The sequence below is a fragment of the Arthrobacter sp. MA-N2 genome (assembly GCF_000517125.1).
In the GTDB taxonomy this organism is placed as follows: Bacteria; Actinomycetota; Actinomycetes; order Actinomycetales; family Micrococcaceae; genus Arthrobacter; species Arthrobacter methylotrophus.
Genome location: NZ_KI912155.1, coordinates 1,707 through 18,021, shown reverse-complemented (window position 1 = coordinate 18,021; position 16,315 = coordinate 1,707). Strand labels below are relative to the sequence as shown.

At 64.1% G+C, this 16,315-nt stretch carries 11 protein-coding genes and 1 riboswitch; of the genes, 8 read left to right on the top strand and 3 right to left on the bottom strand.

All coding sequences use genetic code 11. The features are described 5' to 3' along the window. Positions 1-94: 94 nt before the first annotated feature. Both smc and ftsY read left to right on the top strand, forming a co-directional pair. Positions 95-3,688: a chromosome segregation protein SMC gene (gene smc / locus A3M3_RS0100425; protein ID WP_028264643.1), complete on the top strand. Its 3,594-nt coding sequence runs from the start codon at positions 95-97 to the stop codon at positions 3,686-3,688. A 20-nt stretch (positions 3,689-3,708) separates the two neighbouring features. Continuing rightward, positions 3,709-4,932, top strand: a complete 1,224-nt coding sequence (gene ftsY / locus A3M3_RS0100420; protein ID WP_028264642.1) for a signal recognition particle-docking protein FtsY — start codon at positions 3,709-3,711, stop codon at positions 4,930-4,932. 68 nt (positions 4,933-5,000) lie between these two features. Here ftsY and A3M3_RS0100415 read toward each other — a convergent pair whose 3' ends face one another. Continuing rightward, the gene (locus A3M3_RS0100415) at positions 5,001-6,245 is read right to left on the bottom strand and encodes an MFS transporter (protein WP_028264641.1); all 1,245 of its coding nucleotides are present in this window, start codon (positions 6,243-6,245) and stop codon (positions 5,001-5,003) included. 225 nt (positions 6,246-6,470) lie between these two features. On the opposite strand from A3M3_RS0100415, the gene A3M3_RS0100410 reads away from it, so the two are divergent. Both A3M3_RS0100410 and A3M3_RS0100405 read left to right on the top strand, forming a co-directional pair. Then, the gene (locus tag A3M3_RS0100410; RefSeq protein ID WP_028264640.1) at positions 6,471-7,811 is read left to right on the top strand and encodes an ammonium transporter; all 1,341 of its coding nucleotides are present in this window, start codon (positions 6,471-6,473) and stop codon (positions 7,809-7,811) included. Next, on the top strand, positions 7,808-8,146 hold the full coding sequence (locus A3M3_RS0100405; protein ID WP_028264639.1) for a P-II family nitrogen regulator: 339 nt from the start codon (positions 7,808-7,810) through the stop codon (positions 8,144-8,146). Before A3M3_RS0100410 ends, A3M3_RS0100405 begins: the two co-directional genes overlap by 4 nt. A gap of 105 nt (positions 8,147-8,251) precedes the next feature. On the opposite strand, the gene A3M3_RS0100400 is transcribed toward A3M3_RS0100405, so the two are convergent. Continuing rightward, complete coding sequence (locus A3M3_RS0100400) at positions 8,252-9,652, bottom strand: glucose-6-phosphate dehydrogenase (protein ID WP_028264638.1); 1,401 nt, start codon at positions 9,650-9,652, stop codon at positions 8,252-8,254. 151 nt (positions 9,653-9,803) lie between these two features. Here A3M3_RS0100400 and ffh point away from each other — a divergent pair, with 151 nt between their 5' ends. Together ffh and A3M3_RS0100390 are read left to right on the top strand one after the other, a co-directional pair. Continuing rightward, positions 9,804-11,369, top strand: coding sequence for a signal recognition particle protein (gene ffh / locus A3M3_RS0100395; protein WP_028264637.1), 1,566 nt, complete (start codon positions 9,804-9,806; stop codon positions 11,367-11,369). Positions 11,370-11,485: 116 nt separating this feature from the next. After that, positions 11,486-12,232 (top strand): alpha/beta fold hydrolase, encoded by a 747-nt coding sequence (locus tag A3M3_RS0100390; RefSeq protein ID WP_028264636.1) that lies wholly within the window; start codon positions 11,486-11,488, stop codon positions 12,230-12,232. Here A3M3_RS0100390 and thiC read toward each other — a convergent pair whose 3' ends face one another. After that, on the bottom strand, positions 12,233-14,062 hold the full coding sequence (thiC, locus tag A3M3_RS23400; RefSeq protein WP_035741154.1) for a phosphomethylpyrimidine synthase ThiC: 1,830 nt from the start codon (positions 14,060-14,062) through the stop codon (positions 12,233-12,235). Continuing rightward, positions 14,058-14,165: riboswitch (TPP riboswitch) on the bottom strand. (Overlaps the previous gene by 5 nt.) Positions 14,166-14,264: 99 nt before the next feature. Between thiC and A3M3_RS23395 the strand changes: the two genes are divergently transcribed. Next, entirely contained in the window at positions 14,265-15,386 is a 1,122-nt protein-coding gene (locus A3M3_RS23395) for an amidohydrolase family protein (RefSeq protein ID WP_051422865.1), read from the top strand. Between the two features lie 50 nt (positions 15,387-15,436). Further along, complete coding sequence (locus tag A3M3_RS0100375) at positions 15,437-16,309, top strand: VOC family protein (RefSeq protein WP_028264635.1); 873 nt, start codon at positions 15,437-15,439, stop codon at positions 16,307-16,309. Positions 16,310-16,315 lie beyond the last annotated feature (6 nt).

The following is a 16,315-nucleotide window of genomic DNA, read 5'->3' as shown; positions in this document are numbered from 1 at the left end:
TTGTCGCGGCGTAGGGCCCGCAAATCCGGGGATTTCCGCCGTCGGGCAGTAGATTGAGCAGGGGAAACCAGCCACTCAGGAGATCCGAAACACCTTGCATCTGAAAAGTTTGACTGTCCGTGGATTCAAGTCGTTCGCGTCGGCCACGACGTTCGACTTTGAGCCGGGCGTTACAGCCGTTGTCGGTCCCAACGGTTCGGGCAAGTCGAATGTGGTCGACGCCCTGGCCTGGGTGATGGGCGAACAAGGTGCGAAGACCCTGCGCGGCGGAAAAATGGAAGATGTCATTTTTGCCGGGACATCGGGCCGGCCGCCCTTGGGTCGGGCGCATGTTTCGCTGACCATAGACAATGCCGACGGCGCCCTGCCGATCGAATACAGCGAAGTCACCATTTCCCGCACGCTATTCCGCACCGGCGGATCCGAATACGCCATCAACGGCTCTCCATGCCGCCTCCTGGACATTCAGGAACTGCTATCCGACTCCGGTCTGGGCAGGGAAATGCATGTGATCGTAGGTCAGGGGCAGCTGGACAGAGTCCTTCATGCCACCCCTGAGGACCGCCGCGGATTCATTGAAGAGGCCGCAGGCATCCTCAAGCACCGGCGTCGTAAGGAAAAGACGGTACGCAAGCTGGAAGCCATGCAGGCGAACCTCCAGCGACTTGGCGATCTCACGGCAGAAATCCGCCGCCAGCTTACGCCGCTGGGTAAACAGGCCGAAGTCGCCCGCCGTGCCCAGTCCGTGCAGTTCGACGTTCGAGACGCCAAGTCCCGGCTGCTGGCGGATGACCTGGTGCTTCTCAAAGAAGCGTTGGAGAAGGACGTCGCCGACGAAGCGGCTTTGAAGGAGCGCCGCGAGGCGGTTGAGGCGGCGCTCGGTGCCGGCCGTCAACGCCAGGTCCGTCTTGAGCAACTCGCGGCTGAGGCAACACCACGCCTTAATGCCGCGAGGGACAACTGGTACCAACTATCCGCAACCAGGGACCGTCTTCGCTCCCTTGGATCTCTTGCCACCGAACGTCGCCGCCTCCTGGGCGCCGCGGATGCGGTGCCGGATTCCGGCCGCGACCCGGACCATCTCGACCGCCAGGCTGCCAGGGTGCGGCAGGAACAGTCTCAGCTGGAGCACGACATTCTGGCCAAACAAGCTGCGCTTGTCGAGGCTACCGCGGCCAAGCAGGAAACCGAGAGCCTCGCCGCTGCCGAGGACAAACGCCTCACGGCCATGCTGCGGGCGGCCGCCGACCGCCGTGAGGGCCTTGCAAAACTCGTGGGCCAGGTGGCCGCGGCGCGATCCCGGGCTGAGGCAGCGGCTGCCGAGCGGGGCAGGCTCAGGGAGTCGCTGTCTGCCGGCGAGGAACGCCGTCGCCACGCGCAGGGCGAGTTCACGGCCCTCGAATCGCAAGTGGCCGGTGTGGAAGACGGTGAGGAAAGCCTCGATGCGGACTACGAGGAGGCCACCGCCCTTCTTGACGAAATCAACGCCGACATCGAGGCGTTGAAAGCCGCCGAACGCGATGACGTCCGCCAACGCGACGCCCTCACCGCCCGCCGGGATGCCTTGCAGTTGGGACTCAACCGCAAGGATGGCTCCGGACGGATCCTGTCCTCGGGCCTGCCCGGGGTCTTGGGATCCCTGGCTTCCCTTCTGACCGTGGAGCCTGGCTATGAGACTGCTGTGGCCGCGGCGCTCGGCAGTGCCTCCGAGGCGGTAGTGGTGACCGACGGTGCCGGGGCCGTCGCCGCGTTGCAATTACTGAAGGATGTCGACGCCGGACGCGCCTCGCTTTTGGTGGCGGGCGCAGTATCGTCCGCCGGTCCAGAGCTTGGGCCGCCGGAGTTGCCAACGCTGCCTGACGGTGCGCGCTGGGCTGCCGAGCTGCTGAGAACTAACGGTACCGAGGCCAGTGGCGCGGCTGCGCTGCTGGCGCGCACCGCCGTCGTCGACGGTCTTGCCGAGGCGGCAAGCCTCATTGCGGGCAACCCGGCACTGACCGCAGTGACCGTTGAGGGCGACGTCTTCAGGGCCCTGACGGTCGACGGCGGATCGGCCACGGCGCCGTCGCTCCTTGAGGTCCAAGCCGCAGTGGACGACGCCGAAGCCCGGCTCAAGGAACTGACCATACGTCTTGAGCGGGGCAAGTTTGCCCTGGCGGGGGCCGAAGCGCGCCGGAGCGATGCACAGGAGCGGGCGGACGCTGCACTGGACAAACTCCACGACTCGGATGCCCGTTTGGCTGCCGTCGCGGAACGTCTTGGTCACCTGAACTCCCAGTTGCGCAGCGCCGTCGCGGAGAGCGATCGCCTGGCCGAGTCCTTGGCCAAGGCCGAGCTGAACATCGCCGTCGCCGAGGAATCCCTTGAGCTTGCGGCGGAAAGGCTGGCCGCGGCTCAAGAAGCCCCCCAGGAAGAAGAACCTTCCACGGAGCACCGCGATGCCTTGTCCAGGGCTGCCAGCGAAGCACGCTCCCACGAGATGGAGGTCCGGCTGGGGTTGCGGAGCGCTGAGGAACAGCTCGCAGCCACGAGCAACCGGGCCGCATCCTTGAAACGGGCCGCCGCGAGCGAACGGCGGGCACGCGAGGAGGCTGCGCGCCGGGCCGTGCTCCGCAAAGCCCAGGCCGAGCGAGCCTCGGCAGTCGCTTCCGCCGTCGAACTGACGGTTCGGTTTGTCGACGTTTCGGTGGATGTGGCCGCCCGGGCCCGCGACCTCGCCGAGGCCGTGCGCGAGCAGCGCGAAAAGGAACTTGCCGAGGTTCGGAGCAGCAACGAAGCACTGGCGCAGGAACTCGCCGGGCTAACGGATTCGGTGCACCGGGACGAACTCGCGCGAGCCCAACAACGGCTCAGGATCGAGGCGCTCCAGACCCGCGCCATTGAGGAACTCGGGCTGTCCGCCGAGCAGCTCGTGGCCGAGTTCGGTCCGGCGCAGCCCGTTCCGGTTCCCGCCGCTGCGGTGGACAAGTGGGCCGAGCTCCGCGCGCCCGTGGACCAGGACGGAAACGCAATCGTTGCGGGTGTTCCTTTTGTCCGCGCGGAGCAGGAGAAACGGCTCCGGAAGGCCGAACGCGATCTCGCCGCGCTTGGCAAGGTGAATCCCCTGGCGCTGGAGGAGTTCGCGGCACTCGAGGAACGGCACCAATTCCTCAGCACCCAATTGGAAGACCTCAAATCCAGCCGCAAGGATCTACTGGACATCATCAAGGAAGTGGACAACCGCGTCCAGCAGGTCTTCGCTGAAGCCTTCGCCGATACGTCCAAACAGTTTGATCACGTCTTCGCGCGGCTCTTCCCCGGTGGGGAAGGCAAATTGGTGCTGACCGACCCCGATGACATGCTGACCACCGGCATCGAGGTGGAGGCAAGGCCGGCCGGCAAGAAGATCAAGCGCTTGTCCTTGCTTTCCGGTGGTGAACGGTCGCTCACGGCGGTCGCCTTGCTCGTGGCGATTTTCAAGGCGCGGCCTTCTCCGTTCTACGTCATGGATGAGGTGGAAGCCGCTCTGGATGACACGAACCTGGGCAGGCTCATCACGATTTTTGAAGAACTGCGCGAGTCCAGCCAGCTGATTGTGATTACGCACCAGAAGCGGACCATGGAAGTTGCGGACGCCCTTTACGGAGTGACAATGCGGGGCGACGGCGTGTCCACAGTGATCAGCCAGAGGCTCGGTGCCGAGGTCTAGCTTTGTGAGAAGCTAGGGGAGTGAACGATCTCCTCCCCATAATCCTGTCCATTGTCGCTGCCATCGTGGTGGTCGGAGGGCTGATTCCTGTCCTGCTCAAGGTGCGGAAGTCTTCCTCGACTTACGCTGGAACGCGCGACTCCAACGATCCTGTTGACTCGGCGTCGGCAGGCGCCGGAACGATCGTCGATGATGCTCCCGATGCGGTACAGGAGCGTACGGTACCTGGCGACGTCGTCGCACCCGCAGACGCTGCTACGCCGGAGACCGACGTTTCCGATGACGCTGCCGGCCTGGAACTCATCGAGGTGGAGACCCCCGCCCCCGTGGAGGGTCGCCTCACCCGGCTGAGGGCGCGATTGGTCAAATCCAACAGCATTCTCGGCAAGGGTCTCCTGGCTCTGCTTTCGAGTGACAAGATCGACGAAAACGTCTGGGACGAAGTCGAAGAAACACTTCTCCTTGCGGACCTTGGCACCGAGCCCACCATGCAGCTGGTCGAGGCGCTGCGTGAACGGGTGAAGGTCCAAGGCACCCGTAGCCCCGAGGACGTCAAGGCCCTCCTGCGCGAGGAACTCATCAAGCTCGTGGACCCGACCATGGACCGCAGCTTGAACGTGGAACGCAAGGGGGCCCACCCGGCCATCATGATCGTCGTCGGTGTCAACGGGGTCGGTAAGACCACCACCGTGGGCAAGTTGGCCCGCGTTCTCGTCGCTGAGGATAAGGATGTCCTTCTGGGTGCTGCGGACACTTTCCGCGCGGCAGCTGCCGAGCAGCTGGCCACATGGGGCCAGCGTGTCGGCGTCGCAACGGTGAGGTCGCACATCGACGGCGCGGACCCTGCCTCGGTTGCCTACGAGGCCGTCAAGTCCGGCATCGAGCAGGAAGTGGATGTGGTCATGATCGACACCGCTGGACGCCTGCAGAACAAGGTAGGCCTCATGGACGAGCTCAGCAAGGTCAAGCGCGTCGTTGAGAAGCTGGCTGAAGTGGACGAAGTCCTGCTGGTGTTGGACGCGACCACCGGCCAGAACGGCTTGAATCAAGCGAAGGTTTTCGCCGAGGTGGTCAACATCACCGGAATCGTGCTCACCAAGCTGGACGGGACCGCCAAGGGCGGCATCGTCGTCGCGATCCAAAAGGCACTTGGCGTGCCGGTCAAGCTTGTCGGGCTAGGCGAAGGGCCCGACGACCTCGCGCCGTTCGAGGCTGAAGCCTTCGTCGACGCCCTGCTCAACTAGTCTGCGCCCGGCCCAACTAGCTCGCAGTTGTTGTCGTTATCAGCGCCCAAAACGACGTTAACTGCGAGTCAGTTGGGTGAGTCGATCCGTTCGGGCGTGCGCTCCATCGGCTCGCGGGCCATGGACCAAGCCGCAGCCGAGAGCAGGAGGAGGCCGCCGGTTGCGCCGAACGCCCACCCGTAGCCCAATCCATCGGCCAGGAGGCCCACCAGGACCGGCCCCACGATCGCTCCGGCGTCGGAGGCCATCTGGAAGACTGCCAGCACCTTGCCACCGGAGCGGCCCCGGCCGATGATGTCGCCGACGGCGGCCTGCTGGGCCGGGTTGAGCAAGCCGGAGCCGAAGCCTGCCACGGCAGATGCCGCGAAAAACGCGGGAAGATTCCCAGTCAATCCGATGGAGGCGGTCCCCAGGCCGGTAACCGCCAGGCCCAGCAGCATCATGGGCTTCCGGCCGAAGCTGTCAGCCAAGCGGCCGGAGAACGTCAGCGCAAGCGCATTGCCCGCTGCAAACACAGCGAGCGCCCAGCCTGCCGAGCCTGCTCCGGCGGCAAGGACAACCACCGCGAACAACGGCACGGTGGCCATGCGTACGCCGAACGTCGCCCAGCCATTGCTGAAACTTGAAAACAGCACGGCCCGGTAGGCAGAGTCGCCCAGGGCTTCCTTCATGGGCATCGCCGGCCCTACCACTCCATGCCCGCTCGCTGCCTTGGAACTGCCCCTTAGCTGCGTGCGTACAACCAAGGCCGCCAAGACCAGGGCTGCCGCGTAGGCGAGGAACGGGACCCTCAGGCCGAAACCGGCCAACAACCCACCCACCACCGGGCCAAGGACGCTTCCGATCAAGAAGGCGGAGGCGTACGCACCGGAGACCCGCCCACGGCTTTCCGGAGGGGCGAGCCTGATCAACAGGCCCATCGCCGCCACCGTGAACATGACTGAACCGGCTCCGCCAAGGCCCCGGAAGACCAGCAGCTGCCAATAGTTCTGGGCAAAGGCGCAGGCCGCCGTCGACGCTGCCACAATCAGCAAACCGGCGATGTACACGGGGCGCTCGCCAAAGCGGGCCATCAGGGCGCCTCCCGCCGGAGCGAATGCCAGGCGCATGAAGGCGAAAATACTCACGATCACCGCGGCCGCCGTAGCTCCGACACCGAAAGTCGTAGCGAACTGGGGGAGCACCGGTGCTACGAGGCCAAAACCCAGTGCAATCAGGAACGCAGCCGCCAACATCACCCTGATGTCGCGTGGCATGGCAGCCTTAGCGGCCCGGGACCCTCGATTGGCGCGGGATTTGGGGCTTGCGGTCATGGTGCTGGAATCCTCGGGGTAGTGGCAGCTCGTAGAAAGTGGAACTGATGAAACATATCCGTAACAAGGGTGATATGCACCATTTACGTTCGAGAAGTTCTTGTAACAGCCCGGCAATCTAAAACCTTCGCAGGTGAAACACGCTCCCGCAAAACTCTTATGTAGAACGCAAATGCGTTGGGACAGGCGGCAAAGTCCGCAACAAGAGCAGAGAGGACGTAGACCATGGAATTCAGCGCCGGTCTCGTTTGGCTCCTGGTCGCGTCAGCCTTCGTGCTGTTCATGACCCCGGGCCTGGCATTCTTCTATGGCGGCATGACCCGTGCCAAAGCCGCCCTGAACATGATGATGATGAGCTTCATCGCCATCGGCACAGTGACCATCGTCTGGGTCTTGTGGGGTGCGTCGATGTCCACGAGCAACACGGACAACTTCTTCCAGCTCTTCGCAAACCCCTTCAGCCACTTTGGCCTGCACAACTTCACGGATCCGGCGGACCTCCTCAAGGTAGGCTATGCGGCCACCTTCGCGATCATCACGGTGGCGTTGATCTCCGGGGCCATCGCAGACCGCGCAAAGTTCTCCGCATGGACGCTCTTCACTCCCATCTGGGCCACACTGGTCTACGCACCCATGGCCTACATGGTGTGGGGCGGTGGCCTCTTCTCGAAGGACGGCTGGTTCGGCCAGACGTTTGCCCCCGTCATTGACTTCGCCGGTGGAACGGTGGTTCACATCAACGCCGGTGTCGCTGGCCTGATCCTCGTCCTGATCATCGGCAACCGCAAGGGTTTCGGCAAGGACCCCAACCACCGTCCGCACAATGTGCCGCTGGTCATGCTCGGTGCTGCCATTCTTTGGTTCGGCTGGTTCGGCTTCAACGCCGGCGCAGCGGCAACGGTAGAGCAGGCAGGCCTCATCTGGATCAACACCCTTACCGCTCCGGCCGCGGCCATGCTCGGCTGGCTTATCGTGGAGCGGATCCGTGACGGCCACCCCACCTCGCTCGGAGCGGCTTCGGGCGTTGTTGCCGGCCTGGTTGCCATTACCCCGGCCTGTGCCAACGTTTCTCCGCTCGGCGCCATCGCCCTCGGTGTTGCAGCCGGCGTTGCCTCGGCCCTCGCTGTCGGCCTGAAGTTCAAGCTTGGCTACGACGACTCCCTGGATGTCGTCGGGGTTCACCTGGTCTCAGGCATCATCGGCACGGTGGCCATCGGCTTCCTCGCCACCCCGACCCAGGGTGCTGCCGGCCTGTTCTACGGCGGCGGTACGACGCAATTGGTTGCACAGTCCCTGGCTGCGCTTTGCTCGATCGTCTTCACCGGGGTCATGACGTTCATCATCGCCTTCCCGATCCACAAGCTCATGGGCTTCCGTATCTCCGAACATCAGGAGATTGCCGGTGCAGACCTCAGCCTGCATGCCGAAACGGCATACGAGTTCGGCGTCGGTGGCCACGGCGGAAGCTTCCAGCCCCTTCATGACCTCATTACCGGCAAGGCATCTGCCGAGTCCGGCGCAACTGGCGAAGCATCCGTATCAGGCAAGGAGAGTGTCCAGGCATGAAACTCATCACGGCGATCGTCCGCCCGGAGAAGCTCGACGCCATCCGAGAGGGGCTCGAAGCTTACGGGGTACAGGGACTGACGGTCAGCGCGGCCAGCGGCTACGGCAGGCAACGTGGCTACACCGAGGTGTACCGCGGAGCCGAGTACAACGTGGATCTGCTACCCAAGATCCGCGTGGAAGTCCTGGCCACGGATGAGCAGGCGGATGACATCCTCGATGTCCTGATCGCTTCCTCGAACACAGGCCGGGCCGGTGACGGCAAAGTCTGGACCGTGGACGTGTACGAAGCGGTCCGTGTCCGCACGGGCGAACGCGGCGCAGCAGCCATCTAAAGCAACCTGGCGCGCAGCGGGGCCGGTACCTGGAAGGTACCGGCCCCGCTGAGCACGGCCCCAGGTGCGGACGCTTCCGCGGAAGCTAGTTAGAGGCTCGCGGACTTAGCGCTCGACGGCGGTGGGCCAGTCCGCGGGCCCCGGCCCCCCGGCGTCGTACTCTTCGAGCGGCACGGAATCCTTGGCCCAGGCCTTGAGCGCGGGCTCGATGATCCGCCAGCAGTCCACGGCGGTGTCACCCCGGACGGAGAGCAGGGGATCGCCGCTGATGATGCCCTCAAGTACTTCTCCGTATGGCAGGAGGGCGGAACCGTTCAGTTCGACGTTGAGCGTCACGCGGTCAAGCGAGAACATGTTTCCCGGACCGTTGACATCAATGTCGAGCTGCAGGGTGTCCGGACCGAATCCGATGCGTAGTTGGTTGGGGGCGTCCACGCCCTCGAAGCCCGACGGCAGGTGCGGGACGGGCCGGAAAGTGATGATGGCCTCCCTCCGCGCGCGGCCCAAGGCCTTGCCGGAGCGCAGCATGAAGGGGACGCCTTTCCAACGCCAATTGTCGATTCCCACTTCGACTTCTGCGAGTGTCTCGGTATGCCGCGCAGGATCCACGCCCTCCTCCGCGGTATAGTCCGGCACGTTACGTTCGCCGATCCGGCCGGCCGTGTATCTCGCGCGTCGGGTGGACTTCTTATACGGTGCGCTGATGCTGCTCGCACGCAGCACGGTTGAAATCGCGTCGCGGAGATCGCGTTCGCCGATGCTGGAGGGAGCATCGAGAGCGAGCAGCGCCATGATGTGGAGCAAATGGCTCTGGATCATGTCCTTGAGGGCGCCGGCCCGGTCGTAATAGCGGGCGCGTCCCTCGAGTGCGAGATCTTCATCGAAGATGATTTCCACCTTCGCGATGTGGTCCCGGTTCCAGACCGGCTCCAGGAAACTGTTGGCAAAGCGCAGGCCCAGGATGTTGAATACAGTCGCCTTGCCGAGGAAGTGGTCCACCCGGTGGATGCGGTCTTCCGGGACAAGTGCGGCGAGGGTCTTGTTGAGTTCCCGGGCAGATTCGGAACTGGATCCGAAGGGTTTTTCCATCACCAGGCTCGTTCCGGGCGGCAACTGTTGTGCCGTGAGGACCTCGCAGGCCTTCTGGCTGATAGCTGGGGGGAGAGCGAAATAAACGGCGATGGGTCCTTCGAGCCCTGCCAGGAGGGTCCCGAGTTCGCCGTCCGCCGTGACATCCAATTGATGGTACTCGGTGCCCTTCTCCAAGGCCGCAATAGCCTTCTTGCCTGCGGCACCTGCGCCGTTGGCAGCCTCCGCGAAGGCGCCGGCCACGCGTTTGTTCCACTGCTGCGACGTCCAAGGGTCCGAGCCTGCACCGACAAGCTTCAGGCCGTCCGCGAGCCCGTCGGCTACTAGCCTGGCAAGCCCGGGCAACAGCAATCGGCCCGTCAGATCTCCGGAGGCGCCTAGGATGAGCAACGTTTTTACTGTTGTTTTGCTGGTCACTGTGCCAGCATGCCATCTTGCAGGCGCGTCTTGGTACCCTAGATAGTCGAGTCCCTCAGTTGAGTCAGATTTGTTTGGGGCAGGAATCGTCAAGATATTGGTGTGCCGGAACGGCCGCCATTCGTAGACCATTGAAAGAAGTGCACGGCGCGTGTTCAATTCACTCTCTGACCGGTTGACAGCAACCTTCAAGAATCTCCGTGGCAAGGGTCGCCTCACGGAAGCCGATGTCGATGCCACCGTCCGGGAGATCCGGCGCGCCCTTTTGGACGCTGACGTTGCCGTTTCCGTGGTCCGCGAGTTCACCGCTCGCATCCGTGAACGGGCCCTGGGCGCTGAGGTTTCCGCGGCCCTGAACCCGAGCCAGCAGATCGTGAAGATCGTCAACGAGGAACTCCAGGAGGTCCTTGGCGGCGAGACCCGCCGTATCCGCTTGGCGAAGACCGGCCCCACCATCATCATGCTCGCCGGTTTGCAGGGTGCGGGCAAGACCACCCTCGCGGGCAAGCTGGCCAAGTGGCTCAAGGCCCAAGGTCACAGCCCCATGTTGGTGGCCTGCGACCTCCAGCGTCCCAACGCCGTCACCCAGCTCCAAATCGTCGGTGAGCGTGCCGGCGTTCCTGTCTTCGCGCCGCACCCCGGAACCACATCGGATCTGGACGTCCCCACCGGCGATCCCGTCGCCGTCGCACGCGCCGGCGTCGACGAAGCCCGCCAGAAGCTGCACGACGTCGTCATCGTGGACACGGCTGGCCGGCTCGGCGTCGATGCCGAAATGATGGACCAGGCGCGCCGCATCCGCCAGGCGATCATCCCGAACGAAGTGCTGTTCGTGATCGACTCCATGATCGGCCAGGATGCCGTCAATACGGCGGTTGCCTTTGATGAAGGCGTCAACTTCACCGGCGTCGTTCTGTCGAAGCTCGACGGCGATGCCCGCGGTGGTGCCGCGCTCTCAGTCGCGTCCGTCACGGGAAAACCGGTCATGTTCGCGTCCACCGGCGAAGGTCTGGACGACTTCGAACTGTTCCACCCGGACCGCATGGCCTCCCGCATCCTGGATATGGGCGATGTCCTCACCCTGATCGAACAGGCCGAGAAGAACTGGGACAAGGACGAAGCGGCCCGGATGGCGAAGAAGTTCGCCGACCAGGAAGACTTCACGCTGGACGACTTCCTTGCCCAGATGCAGCAGATCCGCAACATGGGTTCCATGAAGAAGATGCTCATGATGATGCCGGGGGCGCAGAACATCCGCCAGCAGCTGGAGCAGTTCGACGAGCGCGAGATCGACCGGGTGGAGGCGATTGTGCGCTCCATGACCCCGCATGAGCGCGTGGCTCCGAAGATTATCAACGGATCCCGTCGGGCCCGCATCGCCCGCGGTTCCGGTGTGCACGTCTCGGAGGTCAACGGCCTCCTGGAGCGCTTCGTGCAGGCGCAGAAGATGATGAAGAAGCTGGCCCAAGGCGGCGGCATGCCAGGGATGCCGGGCATGCCCGGCATCGGCGGCGGTGGCTCCCGCAAGGGTGCCAAGAGCGCTCCCAAGAAGAAGGCCCGTTCAGGCAACCCCGCCAAGGCGGCCCAGGAATTGCGCGACGCCGAGAACAAGCGGGCGAAGTCCGTTCCCACTGGCGCGGCTTTCGGCCAGGCCGGTGGCGACTTCGATCCTTCGCAGCTGAACCTGCCCAAGGGCTTCGACAAGTTTCTCAAGTAGCACAGGCAAGTAACCGTCCCACCCAACTAGCTCGCAGTTGTTGTCGGTTTGAGGGCTCAGAACGACAACAACTGTCAGCTAGTTGGGTTGTCAGCCCCGTGCCATAGGCTGGGGGGATGCAAAAGCAGCGCGTTGTGTTCGTCCATGGAGCAGGCACATTCGGCGCTGCCGCGTGGCCGAAGCAACACGGCATGGCGCTGCAGTACGACGCGCTTTTCCTGAAACGCCACGGCTTCGATGCGCAGGCCGAGCCTTTGGAATCCGATTTTGCGGCAGATGTGGACATCGTATTGGAGTGTCTCGGTGCGCGGGAGGCGGCGTCAGCTCCCGGCTCCCGCGGCGGCCATGTCGTGGCGCATTCCCAAGGCGCGATTTCCGCGATGCTGGCAGCAGTGGAGCGGCCGGACCTGGTCCGTTCCCTCGTGTTGGTGGAACCGGCGTGTCTTTCCCTCACCGCTGAATTGCCCGCCACGGCGGCCTACCGATCGCTGATGGAGCCCCTGTTCCGGATCCGGCACGAGCTCAGCGATGACGACTACCAGCGCGAATTCGTCCGCAGGGCGTTCTCTTCGGAGGCGGCAGTCCTGAACACCCCGGAGGCCCGGCGTACCGCCCGGCGCTTGCGGCTGCAGGCTCCGCCGTGGGAAGCACCTCTGCACATTGTGCCCGGAGTTCCCACCCTCGTCCTGACCGGTGGTTGGGAGCCGCTGTACGAAGAGATCGCAGGCTACTTGCAGGAAACCGGTGCCCTCCACCGCGTTGCGGCGGGAGGACACCGGCCCCATGATTCAGTCGAAGGAGACCGGATGATCCGCTCCTTCATCGCGGACGTCAGCCGCGCGGGAACAGTCCAAGCTTCCTGATCAGTTCAGGCTTCCTGACTTCGCCTCACTCTTTCCGGCAGGAACCTCCAGCTCAGGAAGGTAGACCTTGCCTCCCGATGCCAGGAATTCTTCGCTCTTTTCTCGCATGCCGTTGTACATTTCAGCGATGGCTGCTTGGGAATCGGCGGAACCGAATTCGTCGCGGATATCCTGGCTGATGCGCATCGAACAGAATTTCGGCCCGCACATGGAACAGAAATGCGCTGTCTTGGCCGGTTCTGCCGGGAGCGTCTCATCGTGGAAAGATTCCGCCGTGACGGGGTCCAAGGACAGCGCGAACTGATCGCGCCAGCGGAACTCGAAGCGGGCCTTCGACAGCGCGTCGTCGCGTTCGTGGGCGCCCGGGTGGCCCTTGGCGAGGTCGGCGGCGTGGGCGGCGATCTTGTACGTGATCACGCCCGTCTTGACATCGTCCTTGTTCGGCAGGCCCAGGTGTTCCTTCGGCGTGACGTAGCAGAGCATCGCGGTTCCGTAGCGGGCGATCTCCGTCGCGCCGATGGCGGAGGTGATGTGATCGTAGCCGGGAGCCACATCTGTCACCAGCGGGCCCAAGGTGTAGAAGGGGGCTCCCTTGCACAGTTCCTGCTGGCGTTCCACGTTCTCCCGGACCAAGTGGAACGGAATGTGGCCGGGTCCTTCAACCATGACCTGGACTTCGTACTTCCATGCCCGCTGCGTCAGCTCGGCCAAGGTGTCGAGCTCGGCGAACTGGGCGGCATCGTTGGCGTCCGCGGTGGCTCCCGGGCGCAACCCGTCGCCGAGGGAGAACGCGACGTCGTATTTGGCGAAGATCTCGCAGAGCTCGTCGAAATGGGTGTAGAGGAAGTTCTCCTCGTGATGCGCCAGGCACCAGCCGGCCATGATGGATCCGCCGCGGGAGACGATGCCCGTGACGCGATTGGCCGTGAGCGGGACATATCGGAGCAACACACCCGCGTGGATGGTCATGTAGTCGACGCCCTGCTCGCACTGTTCAATTACGGTGTCGCGGAAGATCTCCCAGGTGAGTTTGTTGGCTTCGCCGTTGACCTTTTCAAGCGCCTGATAAATAGGCACGGTGCCGATCGGAACCGGAGAATTGCGGATGATCCATTCCCGGGTTGTGTGGATATCGTCCCCCGTGGACAGGTCCATGACCGTGTCGGCGCCCCATTGCGTGGCCCACTGCAGTTTGTCCACTTCTTCGGCAATCGAACTGGTGACGGCCGAGTTGCCGATGTTCGCGTTGATCTTCACCAGGAAGGCCTTGCCGATGATCATCGGTTCGGACTCGGGGTGGTTGATGTTGTTGGGAATGATCGCCCGGCCGGCTGCGACTTCGCTGCGGACCAGTTCAACATCGCAGTTCTCGCGAAGGGCCACGAACTGCATTTCCGGAGTCACCATGCCCCGCTTGGCATAGTGCATCTGCGTGACGGTCTTGCCATCGACGGCGCGGCGGGGCACCGGCCGTGCTCCCTTCCACTCGGCGGAAGCGGCGCCGCGGCGTACGGCCGACTTGCCGTCGTCGAGCAGGTTCCGCTCGCGGCCGCTGTATGCCTCGGTGTCGCCCCGGGCTTCGATCCAGTCGCTACGGAACGGCTCAAGGCCGACCACAGGATCACTCCCGGGCCCCGCGGTGCGGTACACCTGGAAAGGCGCGTTGGCCTCGCCGTTGGGGGAGGGTTCCAGGGCGATTTCCGTGACCGGAACCCGGATTCCGTTTTCGGCATCCTCCAGAAAAGCGAGGGAATGCGAGTTGAGGGACTGTGTCACCTCCTGGACTGATCCGTTTTGGGCAGGGCTCAGCTGTGTTTCTTTGGTGCTCAAAGGATTACTCACTTCCTTCGCCGGCATTACCCGGACAGGTTCAACGGTCGCAGGCCGCGTCAGCCCGATCTCAGCCCTTGCCAGGGCCCCCGTGTGGTCGTAAACGAAGCTACCACAGCTCCTCGCATCTCGGACAGATGTGACTGGGCCGGCCTCCCGCCACTGAGCCTAAGGGGAATGAACCGGAGCCTAAAGTGGATGCATGGCAGAAATCATCGAGTTCAGCGGAGCCGTTCTCACCGGGCCGAAGGATGAGCGGCGCGGCCTCTGGTCGATCGACGGACGGCTGACCTTTGTCCGCCCAGCCGCGGTGCCGAACGTGGTCCTGGACGGATGGGTGTTGCCCGGCCTTGTGGACGCCCACTGCCATGTGGGCCTGGGCCCAGGTGGAGCGGTGGACGGTGAGACCGCTCGCCGGCAGGCGACGGCTGACCGGAACGCGGGGACGCTCGTGATCCGCGACGCCGGATCCGCCAGTGACACGCGATGGCTCCAGCACCGGCCGGATATGCCCCGGATCATCCGCGCTGGCCGGCACATCGCCAGGCAGCGCCGATACATCCGTGGGCTAGCAGAGGAAGTCGAACCGGACGGCCTCGTGGAGGCGGTGCGTAAGCAGGCACGGTCTGGAGACGGTTGGGTGAAGATCGTCGGGGACTGGATTGACCGCGCCGCCGGGGACCTGGGTCCGTCCTTTCCGGCTGCGATGGTCAAGGACGCGGTGGCGGCGGCACACGACGAAGGCGCCCGGGTCACGGCCCATTGCTTCGCCGAAGAGACCATCGATGACATGCTCGACGCCGATATCGACTGCATCGAGCACGCCACCGGTCTCCTGGCCCGCCATATTCCGAGATTGTTGGATCAAGGTGTGCCGATCGTCCCCACGCTCATCAATATCGCGACATTTCCGGACATTGCGAAGCAAGCGGAAGCGAAGTTCCCGCGCTACGCCGCGCACATGACCGCGTTGTGGGAGCGCCGGCATGAGCGTGTCTCAGAGGCATTTGAGGCCGGAGTGCGGATATATGCCGGGACCGACGCCGGCAGCGTCATCAAGCACGGTCGGATCGGGGAGGAAATCCTGGAGCTGCATCGGGCCGGCTTGCCGCCTGCCGCCGCCCTCGATGCTGCCTGCTGGTCCGCCCGCGACTGGCTTGGCCAGGACGGTATCAGCGAAGGTGCGAGTGCCGACGTCGTGCTTTACGCAGAGGATCCCCGGGTGTCCCTCGACGTCGTACTTAAACCGCAGCGCATCGTGCTGAGGGGCACTTGTCAGGAAACGGCGAGCATTAGGAATAAATTGAAGCTTCAAGTAATTTAGATATATAGAGGTTGCCGAAGGGCGGCGCCACAAGAAGCCAGGAGTTTCACATGACCACTACATCCAGCCAGGATCTCCTTCCTGCCGAACTCACCATGGGCACCGTCATGCTCAAAGTGGGGGACATGAAGCTCATGGGGGATTACTACCAGCGGGCCCTGGGGCTCGAGGTCGTCGCCGAACAGGACGGCGGGCTCTACTTCGGACGGCTCGGCCAGCCGTTGGTGCACCTTGCCCCGGCGTCCGGGCTCCAGGTTCCAGGGCGGGGTGAGGCCGGCCTCTTCCACACTGCACTGTTGTTCGCGGACCAGTCCTCGCTCGCAGCCACTGTTGCCTCCGCGGCGCAATACGAACCGCACGCCTTCGTCGGCAGCGCAGACCACTTGGTCAGCGAGGCCTTCTACTTCACTGATCCCGAAGGCAACGGCATCGAGCTGTACTACGACAAGCCCCGCGAAGGCTGGGAGTGGAACGGCAGTACCGTCGTCATGGACAGCCTGCCGCTCCCACCGCAGCGCTACCTCCAGCAGTACCTGAGCGAGGCCGCCGTGAGCGGCCAGCACGACGCCGGCGCCGGCATCGGACATGTCCACCTCCAGGTGGGCGATGTGCCCACCGCCCATGATTTCTACGTTGACACCCTGGGCTTCGAGCAGACCGCCGGCTGGCACGGGCAAGCATTGTTCGTCTCCGCAGGCGGCTACCACCACCACATGGCCATGAACGTCTGGAATAGCCGTGGTGCCGGTCCGCGCAAGGACACGCTCGGTCTCGGCGAGGTCGTCATCGAGGTCCCGTCGGGGGACGACGTCGGCGCGCTCGCCGACCGCCTCAAGGTCGCCGGCATCGCATCACACCACACGGGCCAGGAGTTGCGCTTCGAGGACCCGTGGCGGAACCGGCTGCGCGTCGCCGTTCGCTAGCGTCCA

What these genes read in the sequence shown, in the direction of transcription:
- A3M3_RS0100415 (WP_028264641.1), bottom strand. Translation starts at nt 6,245, where the DNA reads ATGACCGCAAGCCCCAAATCCCGCGCCAATCGAGGGTCCCGGGCCGCT.
- A3M3_RS0100410 (WP_028264640.1), top strand. Translation starts at nt 6,471, where the DNA reads ATGGAATTCAGCGCCGGTCTCGTTTGGCTCCTGGTCGCGTCAGCCTTC.
- A3M3_RS0100405 (WP_028264639.1), top strand. Translation starts at nt 7,808, where the DNA reads ATGAAACTCATCACGGCGATCGTCCGCCCGGAGAAGCTCGACGCCATC.
- A3M3_RS0100390 (WP_028264636.1), top strand. Translation starts at nt 11,486, where the DNA reads ATGCAAAAGCAGCGCGTTGTGTTCGTCCATGGAGCAGGCACATTCGGC.
- A3M3_RS23395 (WP_051422865.1), top strand. Translation starts at nt 14,265, where the DNA reads ATGGCAGAAATCATCGAGTTCAGCGGAGCCGTTCTCACCGGGCCGAAG.
- A3M3_RS0100375 (WP_028264635.1), top strand. Translation starts at nt 15,437, where the DNA reads ATGACCACTACATCCAGCCAGGATCTCCTTCCTGCCGAACTCACCATG.